This window comes from Deinococcus metalli, assembly GCF_014201805.1.
Classification (GTDB): domain Bacteria; phylum Deinococcota; class Deinococci; order Deinococcales; family Deinococcaceae; genus Deinococcus; species Deinococcus metalli.
This window is the reverse complement of the sequence record NZ_JACHFK010000001.1, coordinates 1-16,276: the sequence shown is the minus strand read 5'-3', so window position 1 is coordinate 16,276 and position 16,276 is coordinate 1. Positions and strand designations below refer to the sequence as shown.

At 73.5% G+C, this 16,276-nt stretch carries 17 protein-coding genes and 1 rRNA gene; 9 read left to right on the top strand and 9 right to left on the bottom strand.

Features of this window, described 5'->3' with window-relative positions:
* The first annotated feature begins 5 nt into the window (after positions 1-5).
* Positions 6-854, top strand: a complete 849-nt coding sequence (locus tag HNQ07_RS00085; protein WP_184108652.1) for an FAD:protein FMN transferase — start codon at positions 6-8, stop codon at positions 852-854.
* Entirely contained in the window at positions 851-1,522 is a 672-nt protein-coding gene (locus HNQ07_RS00080) for a ferric reductase-like transmembrane domain-containing protein (protein WP_184108650.1), read from the top strand. Before HNQ07_RS00085 ends, HNQ07_RS00080 begins: the two co-directional genes overlap by 4 nt.
* Positions 1,523-1,574: 52 nt before the next feature.
* Here HNQ07_RS00080 and HNQ07_RS00075 read toward each other — a convergent pair whose 3' ends face one another.
* The 8 genes from HNQ07_RS00075 to HNQ07_RS00040 form a co-directional block, all read right to left on the bottom strand.
* Positions 1,575-2,174 (bottom strand): single-stranded DNA-binding protein, encoded by a 600-nt coding sequence (locus HNQ07_RS00075; RefSeq protein WP_184108643.1) that lies wholly within the window; start codon positions 2,172-2,174, stop codon positions 1,575-1,577.
* 16 nt (positions 2,175-2,190) lie between these two features.
* The gene (locus HNQ07_RS00070) at positions 2,191-4,581 is read right to left on the bottom strand and encodes a penicillin acylase family protein (RefSeq protein ID WP_184108641.1); all 2,391 of its coding nucleotides are present in this window, start codon (positions 4,579-4,581) and stop codon (positions 2,191-2,193) included.
* Between the two features lie 54 nt (positions 4,582-4,635).
* Positions 4,636-5,013 carry a hypothetical protein gene (locus tag HNQ07_RS00065; protein WP_229831823.1) on the bottom strand — a complete coding sequence of 126 codons (378 nt, stop codon included), beginning with the start codon at positions 5,011-5,013 and terminating at the stop codon, positions 4,636-4,638.
* Positions 5,014-5,195: 182 nt separating this feature from the next.
* Complete coding sequence (locus HNQ07_RS00060) at positions 5,196-6,044, bottom strand: 4-(cytidine 5'-diphospho)-2-C-methyl-D-erythritol kinase (RefSeq protein ID WP_184108638.1); 849 nt, start codon at positions 6,042-6,044, stop codon at positions 5,196-5,198.
* Positions 6,037-6,720: a 2-C-methyl-D-erythritol 4-phosphate cytidylyltransferase gene (gene ispD, locus HNQ07_RS00055; RefSeq protein ID WP_184108636.1), complete on the bottom strand. Its 684-nt coding sequence runs from the start codon at positions 6,718-6,720 to the stop codon at positions 6,037-6,039. The genes HNQ07_RS00060 and ispD overlap by 8 nt, the downstream gene beginning before the upstream one ends.
* Positions 6,717-7,286, bottom strand: coding sequence for a UbiX family flavin prenyltransferase (locus tag HNQ07_RS00050; protein ID WP_184108634.1), 570 nt, complete (start codon positions 7,284-7,286; stop codon positions 6,717-6,719). Before HNQ07_RS00050 ends, ispD begins: the two co-directional genes overlap by 4 nt.
* Positions 7,287-7,320: 34 nt before the next feature.
* The gene (locus HNQ07_RS00045; RefSeq protein ID WP_184108632.1) at positions 7,321-9,420 is read right to left on the bottom strand and encodes a hypothetical protein; all 2,100 of its coding nucleotides are present in this window, start codon (positions 9,418-9,420) and stop codon (positions 7,321-7,323) included.
* Positions 9,417-10,007 carry a glycerol-3-phosphate acyltransferase gene (locus HNQ07_RS00040; RefSeq protein WP_184108630.1) on the bottom strand — a complete coding sequence of 197 codons (591 nt, stop codon included), beginning with the start codon at positions 10,005-10,007 and terminating at the stop codon, positions 9,417-9,419. The genes HNQ07_RS00045 and HNQ07_RS00040 overlap by 4 nt, the downstream gene beginning before the upstream one ends.
* A 39-nt stretch (positions 10,008-10,046) precedes the next feature.
* Between HNQ07_RS00040 and HNQ07_RS00035 the strand changes: the two genes are divergently transcribed.
* The 7 genes from HNQ07_RS00035 (at position 10,047) to HNQ07_RS00005 (ending at position 16,043) form a co-directional block, all read left to right on the top strand.
* Positions 10,047-10,808, top strand: a complete 762-nt coding sequence (locus tag HNQ07_RS00035) for a HesA/MoeB/ThiF family protein (RefSeq protein WP_184108628.1) — start codon at positions 10,047-10,049, stop codon at positions 10,806-10,808.
* A gap of 205 nt (positions 10,809-11,013) precedes the next feature.
* Positions 11,014-11,364: an HU family DNA-binding protein gene (locus tag HNQ07_RS00030; RefSeq protein WP_184108625.1), complete on the top strand. Its 351-nt coding sequence runs from the start codon at positions 11,014-11,016 to the stop codon at positions 11,362-11,364.
* A gap of 157 nt (positions 11,365-11,521) precedes the next feature.
* Positions 11,522-12,424: a glycine betaine ABC transporter substrate-binding protein gene (locus HNQ07_RS00025; RefSeq protein ID WP_184108623.1), complete on the top strand. Its 903-nt coding sequence runs from the start codon at positions 11,522-11,524 to the stop codon at positions 12,422-12,424.
* Between the two features lie 31 nt (positions 12,425-12,455).
* Positions 12,456-13,646, top strand: coding sequence for an ABC transporter permease (locus tag HNQ07_RS00020; protein WP_308430866.1), 1,191 nt, complete (start codon positions 12,456-12,458; stop codon positions 13,644-13,646).
* 16 nt (positions 13,647-13,662) lie between these two features.
* A complete protein-coding gene (locus HNQ07_RS00015; RefSeq protein WP_184108620.1) occupies positions 13,663-14,604 on the top strand; it encodes an ABC transporter ATP-binding protein in 942 nt (313 codons plus the stop codon).
* Positions 14,601-15,332 (top strand): ABC transporter permease, encoded by a 732-nt coding sequence (locus HNQ07_RS00010; RefSeq protein ID WP_184108618.1) that lies wholly within the window; start codon positions 14,601-14,603, stop codon positions 15,330-15,332. The genes HNQ07_RS00015 and HNQ07_RS00010 overlap by 4 nt, the downstream gene beginning before the upstream one ends.
* Positions 15,333-15,539: 207 nt before the next feature.
* Positions 15,540-16,043 carry a CarD family transcriptional regulator gene (locus HNQ07_RS00005; protein WP_184108616.1) on the top strand — a complete coding sequence of 168 codons (504 nt, stop codon included), beginning with the start codon at positions 15,540-15,542 and terminating at the stop codon, positions 16,041-16,043.
* A gap of 144 nt (positions 16,044-16,187) precedes the next feature.
* Here the strand turns inward: HNQ07_RS00005 and HNQ07_RS23800 are convergent.
* Positions 16,188-16,276, bottom strand: a 16S ribosomal RNA gene (locus tag HNQ07_RS23800); the annotation flags it as partial.

Sequence of the window (16,276 nt, the reverse complement as noted above, 5' to 3'; positions counted from 1 at the left end):
GGAGCGTGACGCCCGCGCTGCTCCCAGTGCCGGAGCTGACGCTGGAGGCGCTGGGCACACACGTGCGCGCCAGCGGGCAGGGGGCCTTCGCGGCGCTGAACGAGGTGCGCCGCCTGGAGGGCCTCCTGACCCGCTTCCGGCCCTCGCCCCTGACGCGGCTGAACGCGCACGGCGAGCTGCTGGACCCGCCCGCTGACGTGGTGCTGGCCGTGCGGCACGCGCTGGACGTGGCGCGGCGCACCCGCGGTCTGATCACCCCGACGGTGCTGGGCGCGCTGGAGGCGGCCGGATACGAGGCCGCGCCCGGCGACTCGCCCGTGCGGGACGCGGTGCCGGTGCCCGCGTTGGACGGCGTGGTGGCCACGTATGAGGTGATCCGCATTCCGGCCGGGGTGCGGCTCGACCTGGGCGGCACCGCGAAGAGCTGGATCGCGGAGCAGGCCGCGCGCTTCCTGGGCGGGGACGCGGTGCTGGACGCGGGCGGCGACCTGCACGTGCAGTTCCCGCAGGGGGGCACGGTGGGTATCGAGACGCCGGACGGGTCGCCTCTGTACGTGAACGTGGGCGCGGGGGTGGCGGGCGTGGCGACCAGCAGCGTCCTGAAGCGCGCGTGGGCCGGCGGGCACCACGTGATCGACCCGCGCACCGGGCGCAGTGCCGACACGGCGTTCGTGCAGGTGACGGCGCTGGCCGGGCGCGTGACTGTGGCCGAGACCCTGGCGAAAGTGGCGCTGCTGGGCGCAGACGACGTGCTGCGCGACGTGGCGCCCCCCGGCACCCGCCTGCTGGCTTTTGACCGGGCAGGTCATGTCCACACGTGGCAGGACGGCCGCTGGGGCCGGTGGGCGGCATGACCTCCGGCACGCCTCCCCGGCCCACGCGCGTGAACGGCGTGCTGGACGACGAGCGCAACACCCTGCTGACGGCGTCGCTGCTGGTCGTGTTCGGGCTGGCGTACGCCGCGTGCTGGCTGCACCTGGGCCCACAGACGCTGGCATGGACGCTGAACCGCGCGACGGGCACGGTCGCGTACATGCTGCTGGCGGTGACCACCGCGACCGGCGCGCTGCTGGGCAGCCGCTCCGCGCCCACGTGGCTGAACCGCGCGTATCAGGCCGGGTGGCACGGCGTCGCGTCGGGTTTCGCGCTGGCGCTGGGCGCGCTGCACGGCGTGCTGCTCACGGTGGACCGGCAGTCGCCACAGACCTTCGCGGCGATCCTGATTCCCGGCCGCAGCACCGTGCTGCCCCTCCCGGTCGCGCTGGGCACGCTGGGCCTGTACGTGCTGGCACTGGTCGTGGTCAGCACCCACCTTCGCCGGCACGTGTCCACGCGGGTGTGGAAGGCCCTGCACCTCACCGCGTACCCCGCCTTCGTGCTGCTGACCGCCCACGGCATCACGTCGGGCAGCGACCACCTGGGCGTGCTGTACGGCGTGTCGGTCGCGCTGGTGGCGTACGGCTTCGGCCTGCGCCTGCTGGACGTCCGGCGGACGGCGCGGGCCCGCCCCCGACCTCGCTGAAAGGCGAGCAGGCGAGCCCAAGTCTTCGGGCTCGCCTGCGCTCTGGTCAAGTTCAGCCCTTGAGCAGCGCCTGCAACTCCTTGTAGATGGCGCGGCTCTCGTCGAGCGTCTCGCCGTAGCCGCGCATCAGGATGCGGGCAGCGTCCCCGCCGCGCCCCGCCACCTTCAGCTGTTCGAGCAGGTCCTCGATGTGCCGCCGGGCCTTTTCCATCTGCGGATCACGGGGCGGTTCGGGCGGCGCGGGCCGGGGCGCGGCCGCCGCGGCGATGGGCGCGTCGGCATCGAGGTCGGTGGTGTTGGCGCCGTCCTCCTGGTCGTACTCGACCCACGCGCTGTCGCCGGCGGGGGCCACGCCCCACGTGCGCGCCGCGTCGGCCAGCGCGGCGAGTTTCGCGTCGTTCAGCGTGTGCGCCGTGGCGAGACCCTCGCGGGCCGTGCCGTGCAGGGTCAGGCGGGCGCGCACCACCGGCGGCTGCACGCTGTCGCAGGCCCACGCGAGGCCCCACTGCGGATCGACGCGTTCCAGGTGGGCGGCCAGGGCGTCCGGGTCCGGGGCGGGAATCACGCGGGCCTGGTCTCCCCGGACTTCCAGGGTGGCCCAGGCGGTCATGCTGGCGCGCAGGGCCTCGCGCACACGGTCAAGTTCGGCCATGCCGGCAGTCTAGCCCTTAGGGGGCGGGCTGCAACGTGAGGGTCGCCGTGCGGCCCCAGTCGGCGGGGCGGGTGCTCATGGGCAGGTACTGCCCGGCGATCCAGCGCGGCTGCTGGTCACTCACGTGGTTCCCCAGCGGGTTGCCGCTCTGGCCCAGGCTGCCGGTGTACACGCTGGCGTCCGGGTTGGCGAGGTCGATGATCTGGCGGTAGCTGGGGCCGTGCGTCTGGCGGAAGGTGCCGGCTTCGGGCCGGGCCACGTTCACAGTGTTCGTGCCGCCGGGCGTGGGCGCCGAGTGGTTGAACAGCCACGCCAGCGCGGGCACGCCGCCGAACGCGCGGTGGGTGCTGGCGACGGCGTGCAGCCGCCCATACGTCCACTTTGCGGGATCGCTGCCCAGCCGGGCCGTTATGTCGGCCACGGCAGCCTTCAGGGTCACGCGCAGTTCCCCGGCGCAGTCGGCCACGCCCGCCGCCTCGTCGCGGCACAGTTCGCCGTCGCTGCGCAGCTGGTTCAGGACGCTCAGGCTGTTCATGACGGTCGAGTCGGCCAGTTCGTCCTGCGCCATCGTCTGGAGCTGCATCATCCACGCCTCGAAGATGGTGGCGGGCACGCTGTCCACCGTCTCCGCGCCGTCCCAGGTCCGCAGCAGGTCCAGCGCGCGGGCGGAGGCCTCACCGTCCGGCACGGTCTTCAGCAGCGCCGCCCGGAAGTCGCGCCACACCGAGCTGGTCGTGTCGAGCTGCACGCGCTGCACGTCCGCCACACTCAGACCGGTGGGCTTGGCCTGCAGGAGCTGCGTGATGCGCTCGGCGCGGTACGGCTCGGCCCAGTTGCGCGCGGTGCCCAGCATGGCCGAGTCGGGCATGACCTTGTTGTTCGCCGTGACGACCAGGCCGTCGGCCGGGTTCAGGGTGTGTGGCAGCTGCGCAAAGGGCACGTAGCCCGCCCACTCGTGCGCGCCGTCGCCGGCCACCGGGAGCGAGCCGTCCCAGCCGCGCCGGATCGGCACGCGGCCCGGCGCGTAGTAGCCGGTGTTGCCGTCCACGTCGGCGTACACGAAGTTCTGGCTGGGCGCCACGTAACGCGACAGGGCCGCCGTGAAGTCCGTCCAGTTCCGGGCGTAGTTAAGGTTCAAGAAGGCGTCCATGGTCGTGTCGCCGGGTTGCAGCGCGGTCCACTTCAGCGCCACGCGCTCGCCCACGCCGGCCGCGCCCGCACCGCTCACGATGGGGCCGTGCGCGCTTTCCTGCACCACCAGCGACACGTCCGGCGCACCCTTCACCTTGATCACCTCGGTGCGGGACGTGAGCGTCACGCTGGCCGGCTCCACGTACAGGTCCTGCACGTCCGGGTTCACGTTCGTCACGCCCCACGCCACGCGGTCGTTGCGCCCGATCACGATGCCCGGCAGGCCCGGGATGCTGGCCCCAATCGCGTGCAGGGTGCTCCCCTGCACATCGGCCAGATACCACAGCATGGGGCTGGTCAGGGCCAGGTGCGGGTCGTCCGCCAGGATGGGTTTGCCGCTCGCCGTGCGGCGGCCCGCGACCACCCAGTCGTTGCTGCCCTTGCCCGGCACCGGCTGCATTCCCAGCGCGGCCGCGGCCGCGAGGTGTGTCCGCAGCGCGGTCAGCGCGGCGTCCGGCAGCAGGACGCTGCCCGAGGGGCCGGCGGGCGTGGGCCGTTCCTGCCCCACCTCGTCCGCGCTCAGGATGGTCGGCGCACCCGCCGGATACGGCGCGGTCACCTGCGCCAGCCCCGAGGTGCCCAGACGCTTGACGACCCGGCTGCCCAGCACCTCGTCGTCCATGTTGCCGCCCAGGTCGTAGGCCATCAGCTTGCTCCACGACAGGCTGTCCACGTCGGTCCACGCCCCCGGCGTGAAGCCCAGCACGCGGAATTCCACGGCCACCTTGCCCTGGCGCATGGCTGCGTTCACGCCGGCCGTGTACGCGCTCACCAGCCGCCGGGTGCGCGGCTCCAGAGCTGGCAGGGCCGACACTGCGGCCCGCTGGAAGCCCCACGTCCGCAGAAACCTGTCCTGCGGCAGCGCGGCCGCGCCCAGCACCTCCGAGAGGCGGCCCTGCGCCACGCGGCGCTGGAATTCCATCTGCCACGCCCGGTCCTGCCAGTGCACGAAGCCCAGCGCGTACATAGCGTCCTCGTCCGACGCCGCGCGGATGTGCGGCACGCCCCAGGTGTCGCGCGTGACCGTCACCGGCCCCTGCACGCCCGGCACGCGCAGCGTCCCGCTCACGCGCGGCACCGAGGTCGCGCGCAGCCACAGCACCGCCGCGAGCAGCAGCGCCAGCAGGACCAGCACCGCCCACGCCACGCCCCACCCGAGCCGCCGCGCCCACACGCCGCGCCGCGCGCCCGACCGCGTCACCCTGCCTGTCGCCATATGAACCTCCACTCCGTTGGACTGGGTTCAATATAGCGATCCCGCCGCGCGCGGCTAGAACTCCTCGTCCTCCAGCGCCACCAGCGCCCGCTCCCACGCGGGGTGGCACGGCAGCCGCTCTGCCGCCTGCAGCAGCTGCGCCACCACGTCGTACGCGGCGCCCTGCACCACCGCCCCGCACACCGACGGCTGCACCGTCAGGCGCGGCTGGTCGAAGGTGCAGTCCAGCACCCCGAACTCGAACGCCGCTTCCGGCGGCACGCCCGCCGCCCGCGTGATCACCGCCCCGTACCCGTTCGGAAAGCGGAAGGTCAGCACGTCCCCGTCGGGCAACGCGTCCCGGTGCGGCAGGGCCAGCACCTGCGGAAACGACACCGCCTGCGCGAACGCGTACGGCGTGGGGTTGAATTGCGGCGGATCGGTCAGCGTCATCAGCGGTGCACTCCCGGCCACCCGGACGGAACAGGACCTGAAGCGCGTTCCGGGCACCCGCCAGCACGGTGCTGGCTGTGGACCCACCGTAAGCGCGGCACCCTTACCCGCCTCTGACCACCCCTCCCATGAAGGCGACAGGAGCACTCATGAGCCGCGCCGGTCACCGAACCGGGTGCGGCTCAGAGGGTACAGGTGGCGTGCACCCACCACGCCGGGTGCTGCACGGCGATGGCCTGCGCGGCGGCGTGCGCGGCGTCCTCGCTGGCGGCCAGCGCGAAGCACGTGCTGCCCGAGCCGCTCATCAGCGGCGAGCGCAGGCCGGCGCTGCCCAGGGCGGCCAGCGCGTCGCGCACGGGGGCGTGGCGGGCGGCCACCGGGCCCTGCAGGGCGTTCGTGTACGGCACCGGCCGGCCGTCGGCGAGGGTGGCGAGCACCTCGTCAATGTCCAGGGGCGGAGTGGTGGTCTCCTCGGCGTCCAGCCAGCGGTAGGCGTCGCGCGCACTGACCTCGACGCCGGGATTGACCAGCACCAGTGGCGTGCGCGGCACCGGCAGCGGCGTGAGCAGGTCGCCGGTGCCCTCGGCCACGGCCGCGCGGCCCAGCAGGAAGAACGGCACGTCCGCGCCCAGCGTCCGGGCAATGGCGTGCAGGTCCACGCCGGCGGGGTACACGCGGGCCAGGGCCATCAGGGTGGTGGCCGCGTCGCTGCTGCCGCCGCCCAGGCCCGACGCGAGCGGCAGGCGCTTGTGCAGGACCAGGTGCGCGCCGCGGTCCGTACCGGCCGCGTCCAGGTACGCGCGGGCGGCGCGGTACACCAGGTTGCCGTCGCCGGTCGGGAGGTCCGCACCGTACACCTCCAGCGTCAGGGCCGGGGCGGGCGCGACGGTCAGGTCGTCGCCCACCTGCAGCGGCACCATCAGGGTATGGAGGTCGTGGTAGCCGTCGGCGCGCACGGCGCGGACGCTCAGGCCCAGGTTGACCTTGGCCGGCGCGAAGTAGGTGGTGCCGCTCATCGGCGCGTCAGGCATGATCTCCAGCATCCCACACGCGGGCCACGGCCTGGGCCAGCGGCAGGTCCGCGGGTGTGGTGACCTTGAACAGGCGGGCGTCACCCGGCACCAGCCGCACCCGCCCGCCCTGCCGCGCGACCAGTCCGGCGTCGTCGGTGGCGGCATGGCCGTCCGCGCGGGCCCGCCGGTGCGCGTCCAGCAGCAGCGCCCGCCGGAAGGCCTGCGGCGTCTGCACCGCCCACAGGCCCTCGCGGGACGTCAACTCGCCCCACTCGCCGCCCGGCGCGGCGCGCACCAGGGTGTCGGCCACTGGCAGGGCGGCGGTCGCCGCGCCCGTCTCCACCATGCCCTCCAGCAGCGCCAGGATGGTCGCCTCGCCCAGGAAGGGCCGCGCGGCGTCGTGGATCAGGACGTAGTCGGCCGCCGTGGCGCACAGCAGGGCGTGCACGGTGTCCTGGCGGGTCGCGCCGCCCGCGATCACGCGCACGTCCGGCGGCAGGTCCGGCGCGCCGCCCTCCGGCAGGGCCACCACCACCTCGTCCACATGCGGGCGCAGCGCCGCGACGCTGCGGGCCAGCAGGCTCTGTCCGCCCACCTCCACGTAGGCCTTGGGCCCCTGCCCCAGGCGCGTGCCGGCCCCGGCGGCGGGAATCAGCGCGGCGACCGTGCCGGCCAGGAAACACGCGGCGCTCACGTGTCCTCGGGCGTGTCGCGCCAGCGGCGGAAGCCGGGCGTGTCCAGCCCGAACTGGTCGAGCACGCGCGCCGTCACGAAGTTCAGCAGCGCCGCCACGTCGCGCGGCGCGTGGTAGAAGCCGGGGCTGGCGGTCATGATGGTGGCGCCCGCGTCGTGCGCGGCGAGCAGGTTCAGCAGCGCCGGGCGCGGCAGCGGGTCCTCGCGCACGACCAGCACCAGCCGTCGGCGTTCCTTGAGGGTCACGTGCGCCGCGCGGGTCAGCAGCGTGTCCGCGAAGCCGTGCGCGACCTTCGCCAGGGTGCCGGCCGAGCACGGCACGATCAGCATGCCCTGCGTCCGGAACGACCCGCTGGCGATGCCGGCCGCCAGGTCACGGTCGTCGTGCGTGTGGGTCGCCAGCGCCGTCAGGTCGGCCAGGCCGGGGCCGCCCTCGGCACTCATCACCCGCTTGGCACCGCTGGACACGACCAGATGCGTCTCCACGTCGGCCGCGTTCAGGGCGCGCAGGACGTCCAGCGCGTAGGGAATGCCGCTGCCGCCAGTCACGCCGACCACCAGCTTCATCGTGCATGCTCCATGACCGCAGGCTAGCAGGCGCTCACGCCGCGGCGTCCCGCCGGACGCGCTGCGCGTGCCGGACCTCGGCCGCCACGAAGACCACGGTGTTCAGGGCGTAGGTGGCGATCAGCAGCGCCAGCACCGCGCCCTGCCCGGCGGGACTCGCCACGGTCGGCAGGTCCGGGAAGGCGATCACGCCCGCGCGGGGCGCCAGGGCCGCCACAGCCGCGCTCCACGCGAGCAGCAGCACGCCGCCCCACGCGCTGTCCAGCAGGGTCGTGCCGGGCAGCAGCAGGCCCAGCGCGCGGTACCCGAGCGGGCGGGCACGGCGCAGCGCCAGGGCCGCGCGGGGCAGCAGCAGCGACAGGACCAGCAGCGCGACCAGCAGCGCCACGGCCGCCAGCAGCGCGCCCAGGCGCGGACTGCGGCCCGGTGCGGCCGTGACCACGTCCTGCGGGGAGCGCAGCAGGGTGCGCAGCGTCGTGCTCAGGTCGCCGGTGGTGGCGCGCGTCAGGCTGCGCTGGTCGGGGTAGCACAGCCGCGGCTCGCCGGGCCGGTATGTGCGCTGGAAGGCGGCGGCGGGCACGGCCGGAGTCAGGCCGAGGTTGAAGGCGGGCGCCGCCAGGTCCGGCCGGGCGGACAGCGCCGCGCGGTAGTTCTCGCGGGCCTGAGCCTCGTCGCCGCGGGTCTGCGCGATCACGCCCAGGTTGTTCTGCGCGCACGCATCGGGCAGCGCGCGGGTGTACGCGTCGCGGGCAGCGCCGTCGTCTCCGTCAAGCTGCGCGGCCAGTCCGCCCAGCAGGGCGGTGTCCGCGCCGGGCCGCAGGTTCAGGTCCGCGAGCTGTGCTCCCTGCGCGCCGCCGAAGGTGCCCAGGTTCAGGGCAGGCGCGCGAAGGGCGGCGCTCGCCTGGTTCGCCCACTGCCACCCGCCCAGCGACACCAGCAGCGCGGCGGCCAGCAGCGCCAGCAGCAGCCGCTCGCCCAGCGAGGTGTACGCGACCGTGACCCGCCGGGCACGCGCCAGCGGGTGGCGCAGCCACGACCTCCAGCGGCCGCCCAGCGGCGCGGTCTCGGCGCCCTGCGTGGTCCACGCGCGGGCCTGCAGCGCCCACAGGGCAGCCGCCAGCGCCACGACCAGGCTCAGGGTGGCCAGCCGGGCGGCGTCGCGCACGCTGCGCAGGCCCTGGGGGCCGAGGTTGTACAGCGTGCCGGCGTTCAGGGAGCGCGTGAACTGCCGCCAGCCCTCGGCCTCGCCACTGCGGCCCTGGGCGTCCAGGATGCGGGCGTAGCGCTCGTACAGCGCCGGGCCGCCCTCGAAGCGCGGGTGGAGGTCGCGCAGGTAGCGCATCCACACGTCCGCGCGGGCCAGGCGGTTTTGCGCGAGCAGGCTGCCCACGTAGCCGCTGGGGTTGCCGTACGCGGACAGCGTGGCCCGGCTGACCGGGAGTTCCGGGTCGATGCCGCGCGCGGCGGCGTCCCGCAGGGCGCGGCCCAGCGCGACGTCCGCAGCGGACGGGTACCCGCCGGCGTCCAGCCGGGCGGCCAGCTGCACCCACGCCGGGAAGGGCAGCGGGCCGCTCAGGGCGCGCCGCACGCTGCTCAGCGCGCGGTACGGATCGTCCGGGGTGGCGCGGACCTCGCGCAGCGCCAGGAAGGGATTGGTGGGGTCGGCCTGCAGCGCCTGCGCGAGCAGGGCGGGGGGCGTCGCGTCCGCCACGGCGGCCAGCCACCCGGTCACGCGCCGGTCCGGCGGCAATACCACGCGCTCGCGGACGGCCAGACCGCCGCTGGCGTCGAGGGTGTAGCGCTCGCTGACACCGCCCTCCTGGGTGGTGGCGAGCACCGCGCCGCCCGACGCGTCGATGGACGTGACCAGACCCGGCAGGTCCGCGCGGCCCAGCACGCGCCCGGACGCGCTCATGGCGTACACGCTGGGCCCGGCCCCCAGGTACGTGACGGTGCCGACCTGCACGGGGCCGCTCAGGTCGCCCATGGCGGCGGGGTAGGTGCGCTGCCACACCAGGCGTGGGCCGTCCTCGTAGCGCAGGGTGCGGCCCTCCAGCACGGGCGCGGCCGAGGCCAGCGGCACCAGCGCCCCCACCGCGGCGATGACGAATCCGAGGACCCGCCGGGCGCTCATGACCGGCCGGCGCCCGGCGCGGGCACGGGGGGTCGGATGAGCAGGTGCGCGGCGCGCACGGCCATCGCGGCCCCGCCGGCGAGCAGGTCTGCCAGGCCGCCGTAGCGGGTGGCGAGCAGCAGCCCGACCGGCACCGCGATGACGGTCGCCACCGGCACGGCGTTCAGGGTCACGCGCGATTGCAGGGTGGCCTTGTACAGCGGAATCACCACCAGGGCGGTGGCGACGGTGCCGGCCAGCGTGAGCGGCGCCACGACCAGCAGCGCGCCCAGCAGCGGCGCGATGCCCCCACCCCCCTGGAAGCGGAAGTACACGGGATAGCAGTGCCCCAGCACCACGCCCAGCATGGCGATCCACGTGGCCTGCGGCGTGACGTGCAGCGCGAGCGCGGCGGCCGCCGCACCCTTGAGGATGTCCAGGGCTGTCACCAGCACTGCGGCGCCAACACCGTACTGGCGGTACGTGCCGCTGCCGCCGGGCAGGTCCCGGCCCCGGATGTCCTCGCCGCGCAGGCGGGAGTACAGGACGCCCGCCACGAGCGATCCGAGCAGGTAGGACGCGGCGGCAACGAGCAGCAGGGCGGGCATACGCGCCGCATTCTACGGGCGCGCTCTACACTGGGCCGCATGTCGGGACGCGGTCACGAAGCCGAGCTGCCGAGGCCGGAACTGTCGAGAGCCGAGCTGCGGCGCTACTCGCGGCCGCTGCTGGTCCCGGAATGGCTGGACGCCGGCGCGCAGGAGCGCGTGCGGGCTGCCACCGTGCTGGTGGTGGGCGCGGGCGGCCTGGGCACGCCGGTGATCGCGCAGCTCGCCGGCGCGGGCGTGGGCGCGCTGGTGATCAGCGAGGGCGACCGGGTGGAACTCAGCAACCTGCACCGCCAGACGCTGTACGCGGCCGCCGACGTGGGCCGTCTGAAGGCGGACGTGGCCGCCGCGCGCGCCCAGGCGATCAACTCCCACGTCCGGGTGAAGGTGGCGCCGCCGCTGGACGCCGGGAATGCCGACGCGCTGGTGCGGGCGGCGGACTTGGTGGTGGACGCGACCGACAACTTCGAGGCCCGCTACGCCGTCGCGGACGCGTGCACGCGGGCGGGCCGGGAGTGGGTGTGGGGCGCGGCGGCGGGCACCAGCGGCATGCTCAGCGTGTTCGGCCCGGGCCTGGGGCTGCGGGACGTGTTCCCGGTGCCGGAGGACGCGGAGTCGTGCGCCGAGGCGGGCGTGCTGGGGCCGCTGCCGAACGTGGTGGGCAGCATGATGGCGCTGGAGACCCTGAAGGTGCTGGGCGGCGTGGGCGAGGCGCTGCGGGGCCGCGTGTGGACGCTGGACGCCCTGACCGGGCGGGTGCGGACGCTGAACCTGCGGGCCGCGACCAGCACGCCGGTTTAACCAATTTCACATCTTACGCACATATATTTTTGCCGTTGTGGTGCGGGCTGCGCCGATTTCACAGCGTTTTTGTCCTTACGGTGACAGCAGAATTGCTGCAAAAGTGCCCGCCTGGCGCGGGCAAAACGGCTTGACGACGATCAATTGTATGTTACCGTTCATTTGGGCCGCGCGCCGGCTCAAATCCACGCCTGGAGGTACATGCATGGCCAAAGCCAGCAAGCCCGCCCCCAAGAAGCCCGCCGCCAAGCCCGCTCCGCAGCGCGCCAGCAGCGCCAGCACCAAGATCGCCAAGACCCAGATCATCGACACGGTGGCCGACAAGACCAGCCTGAACAAGAAACAGGCCGGAGACGCGGTCGCCACGATGCTGGACGCCATCGTGGGCGCCCTGAAGAGCGGGCAGAGCGTGGGCCTGCCGGGTCTGGGCACCCTGAGCGTGGCGCAGACCGCCGCGCGCACCGGCGTGCGCCCCGGCACCAGCCAGAAGATCACCATTCCGGCCGGCAAAAAGGTGCGCTTCAAGGTCGCCAGCACCCTCAAGGGCACCCTGTAACCCGAGCGCGCGTCACGTCACGGGCCTGCCTTTCACGGTGGGCCCGTTGCCATATGGGGGTCCACCGCGTTCACTCAACCTTCATCTCAGGCGTCACGGCCGGGTTTTGTGACCTCCCCTACCCGGCCGCCCCCCCCGGGGCGACTACGTTGACTTCATGAAGACTCTCTTGAGCGTGACCCTGGCGGTCCTGGTGGGCAGTGCGGCCGCCAAGCCCATCGTGGTGGGCAGCAAACTGGACCCCGAAGCGCAGCTCCTCGGCCAGATGATCCTCCTCACCCTCAAAAACGCCGGCCTGGAGGTCACCGACAAGACCAACCTCGGCGACACCGGGGTCAACCGCAAGGCCATCCTCGCCGGCGAGATCGACGTCTATCCCGAGTACACCGGCAACGCCGTGTACCTCTTCCCCGACGCCAAGATCACCCCCAAGCAGGCCGGCAACCCCACCACCATCGCCGCCCTGGCCCGCCAGCTCGACGCCAAGAACGGCATCACGTGGCTGCGGCCCGCCAACATCAACAACACCTGGGTCATCTCCGTGCCCCAGACGCTCGCCACCAGCGCCAAGCTCACCAGCGTCGCCGACCTCGCCACCTACCTCAAGGGCGGCGGCACCTTCAAGATCGCGGGCAGCCCCGAGTTCTTCAACCGCCCCGACACCATGCCCGCCTTCGAGGCGGCGTACGGCTTCAAGCTCACGGCCGCGCAGAAACTGGTGCTGGCCGGGGCGACGCCCCCCCAGACACAGCAGGCGGCGGCGAACGGCACGAACGGTGTGAACGCAGCGATGGCCTACGGCACGGACGGCACGCTGAGCGCGCTCAAGCTGGTGGCCCTGACGGACCCCAAGGGCGCGCAGGCGGTGTACCAGCCGGCGCCGATCATCCGCACGGACACCCTGAAGGCCAACCCACAGGTCGCGGCGCTGCTGAACAAGACCTTCGCGGGACTGACGGCGCCCGTCATGCAGGGGCTCAACGCCAAGGTCGCGCTGGAGGGCCGCACCGCCCAGGACGTCGCCACCGAGTACCTCAAGAGCAAGGGCCTGATCAAGTGAGCGCCTTCCCGCTGTGGGATCAGCCCTGAACATGAGGGCACCCCGCGGGTCGGGGGCGGGAGTCGTCGCGGCTTCCGCCCCCGCTGCTGCCCGCGCGGACGTGCAGGCGGTGCTGTGGCTGGGCGCCGCCGCCATGCTGGCCGGGAGCGTGCTGCCGTGGGTGCTGCTGCGCCCCAACCGCCTCGCGCCCGGCGAGTACGCGCGGCTGCCCGCCGCGTGGCTGGCTGTGGCCGTGCTCCTGGCCGTGCTGCCCGCCCTGAGTGCCCGCTGGTTCCGCCGCAGCGTGTGGCTGCCGGCCGGCGCGGCGCTGGTCCTGGGCGTGTGGCTGCTGGGTGACCGCACGCACGCGGCCCTGGTGGGGCAGGTGCCGTTCGCGCGGGCCAGCGCCGCCAGCGGCGTGTGGCTGTACGTGCTGGGCGCGGCCATCGCGGTGTATGGAGCGCGCCGCGCGGCCGACACCCGCCTGGGCGGGTGGCTGGCATGGGCGTGGGTGCTGCCGGTCGCCGCGCTGGCGCTGCTGGGCCACCTGTCGAGCTGGTCCGTGCTGGTCGAGGGCAGGAACGAGGGGCCGCGCTGGGTGCAGGAACTCGCGCAGCACCTGCGGCTGGTGGGCAGCGCGCTGGGCCTGGCCGTACTGATCGGCGCGCCGCTGGCCGTGTGGGCCGCCGGCCGCGAGCGCGTGGCGGGCGCAGTGCTGGGCACGGCGAACGCCGTACAGACCATTCCCAGTCTGGCGCTGCTGGGCCTGCTGATCGCGCCGCTGTCAGCCCTCTCGCATGCCCTCCCGGTGCTGCGGCAGTGGGGCGTCAGCGGGATCGGCGTGGCGCCCGCCCTGACCGCCATGACGCTGTACGCGCTGCTGCCGGTGGTGCGCAACGGTGTGGTGGCGCTGCGCGGCGTGCCGCCCGGCGCGGTCGACGCGGCGCGCGGCATGGGCATGACAGCCGCGCAGCGCTTCTGGCGGGTGCAGTTGCCCCTGGCGCTGCCGGTGTGGCTGGCCGGGGTGCGGCAGGCGGCGGTGCTGCTGGTCGGTGTGGCCGCCGTGGCCGCCCTGATCGGCGCGGGCGGCCTGGGCACGTACATCTTCAAGGGGCTGCAGAGCGCCGCCGCCGACCTGATCCTGCTGGGCGCTGTGCCGGCCGCCGTGCTGGCCATCGCGGTGGACTCCCTGCTGCGCGCTGTCGAGTGGCTGCTCGGCCGCCGCCTGGGGAGCGCCGCGTGACACCGATGGAGGACACATGATCGAGGTACAGGGCCTGGAAAAACGCTACGGGGAGGCGTCCTACGCCGTCCGCGACCTGAACCTGGTATTCCCGGACGGAGAACTCACCGCGCTGCTCGGCCCGTCGGGCTGCGGCAAGACGACCACGCTGCGCATGATCAACCGCCTGATCGAGCCGACCGCAGGCCGCGTGCTGCTGGACGGCCGGGACACCCGCGACCTGAACCCCGAGGCGCTGCGCCGCGGCATCGGCTACGTGATCCAGCAGATCGGGCTGTTCCCACACCTGAATGTCGCGCAGAACGTCGCCACCGTGCCGGACCTGCTCGGCCGCGACCGGCGCGACACGGCCCGCCGGGTGGACGACCTGCTGGCGCTGGTCGGGCTCGACCCGGCGGTCTACCGCCACAAGAAGCCTGCGGAGCTGTCGGGTGGGCAGGCGCAGCGGGTGGGCGTGGCGCGGGCGCTGGCGGCCGATCCCCCGGTGCTGCTGATGGACGAACCCTTCGGCGCCCTCGATCCCCTGGCCCGCGACGCCCTTCAGGACGCCTTCCGGGATATCCAGCGGCGGCTGAAGAAGACGGTCGTGATGGTCACACACGACATTGACGAGGCGCTGCGCCTGAGTGACCGGATCGCGCTGATGAACGCCGGGCGGCTCGAGCAGGTGGGCACCGCGGACGACCTGATCCACCGGCCGGCCAGCGCCTTCGTGCGGCAGTTCCTGGGTGAGGACGCCACGCTGCGGCAGCTCGCGGGCCAGCCGGTCGCGGCCTTCATGACGCCGGGCCCGGTGCCAGCCGGCATGCCCTGTATCGACGCCACCCTGAACGCCCGCAGCGCCCTGAGCGTGATGCTGCGCGACGGCACCGACACCCTGGGCGTCACCCGGGGCGGGGAGCCGGTCGGCACGGTGGCGTGGTCGGCGCTGCGGACCGCTGGCCCAGGCAGCGCGTGAGGACCGGGCGCCGCTGGGGCACGCTGGTGTGGCCGGCCCTGCTGGTCGTGGCGCTGGTGCCGGGGGTGCTGGGCGCGCTGCTGCGGCCCCTGCACCTGGGCGACGTGCCCGCCGCGTTCTCGCCGCCGCTGTGGCAGCTCACCCTGACGCACCTGGGACTGGTGCTGCTCTCCACGGTGATCGTGGTCGCGCTGGGTCTGCCGATTGCGGTGGCGGTGACCCGCCCTCACCGCGAGGCGCTGCGCGGCCTGGCCGAGACGCTGGTGGGCCTGGGCCAGACGGTCCCGACGTTTGCGATCCTGGCGCTGGCCGTGCCCGCCCTGGGCTTCGGCTGGAAGCCCACCCTGCTCGGCCTGATCGTGTACGGCCTGGTACCGGTCGTGAGCAATGCGGTGGCCGGATTGCAGGCGGTCGATCCGGGCACGCTGGACGCGGCGCGCGGCATGGGCATGACCGGGGCGCAGCGCCTGTCCCGCGTCGAGCTTCCCCTGGCGCTGCCGGTCATCCTGGCGGGCGTACGCACCAGCACCGTCTATAACGTCGGTACGGCCACGGTGGGCGCCGCGCTCGGCGCCGGCGGCCTGGGTGGGCCGATCATCGACGGTCTGTCGCAGCAGAACACCGCGCTGGTGCTGGTCGGCGCGCTGCTCGCCGGGTTGCTGGCCCTCAGCCTGGACGCCCTGCTGGGCCTGATCGCGCCGCCTGCCCGCACCGGTACCCCCGTCTGACTCAACAATGGTGTAGACCGCCTGCGACTTCTCTCACCATTCTCGCCTACCATCATGGTCATGCAGTCATCAAGGCAGGCTCCGGTCGACGTGATCGCCCCTGTCCTTCCCTTCCGCTGAACCGGCCCCGCTTCCCGCTGGGCCGGTTCTTTGAGCGGCATCCATCGCCGTGCCGACAGTGTTCTCCCTCCGCTCCAGAGGAGCCCCATGACCCAGCCTGCGTTTCAGCCCGGAGACCGCGTCGTGCTTCCCCCCTATGGCATCGGGGTGGTGCAGGGCACGTGCCAGCGCCCGGTGGGCGGCCAGGAACAGGCGTACTACCAGGTGGACTTCGCCAACACCAGCAGCCGCGCGTACGTTCCAGTCGCCGCGCCCACTGGCGCGGGTCTGCGCGCCGCGCTGACGGTGCGGGACATGCCCGCCCTGCTGGATACCCTGAAGTCCAGCACCCTGAACCTGCCGCGCCAGTGGGCAGCCCGCCACCGCCGCGTGGCCGAGATCCTGGCGAGTGGCGACCCCTTCGAACTGGCTATCCTGACGTGCGAACTGCGGCGCTGGAACGTGCAGCGCGGCCTGCCGGACCTCGACCGTCAGGCGCTGCGGCGGGCGATCCGGCTGCTGGAGCAGGAAGTCAGCGGCTTGCTGGACGGCGAGGCCGAGCGCGTGCAGCAGCTTCTGGTCACGGCCTGGAACGAATCGCCGCAGGAATAGGCATATTCAGAGAGCGGCCAGGAGGCAAACTCCTGGCCGCTCTCTCTTTGGCAAGCACAAGAAGAGCGCCCGGATCCTTCACAGGATCCGGGCGCGTCAATGGATGATGGCAGTGGTGGTGAAGCGGGGTGCGGAGCGCTGTAGAAAGGAGGTGATCCAACCGCACCTTCCGGTACAGTTACCTTGTTACGACTTCACCCCAGTCATGCGCCACAGCCTAGACGCCTGCCGCG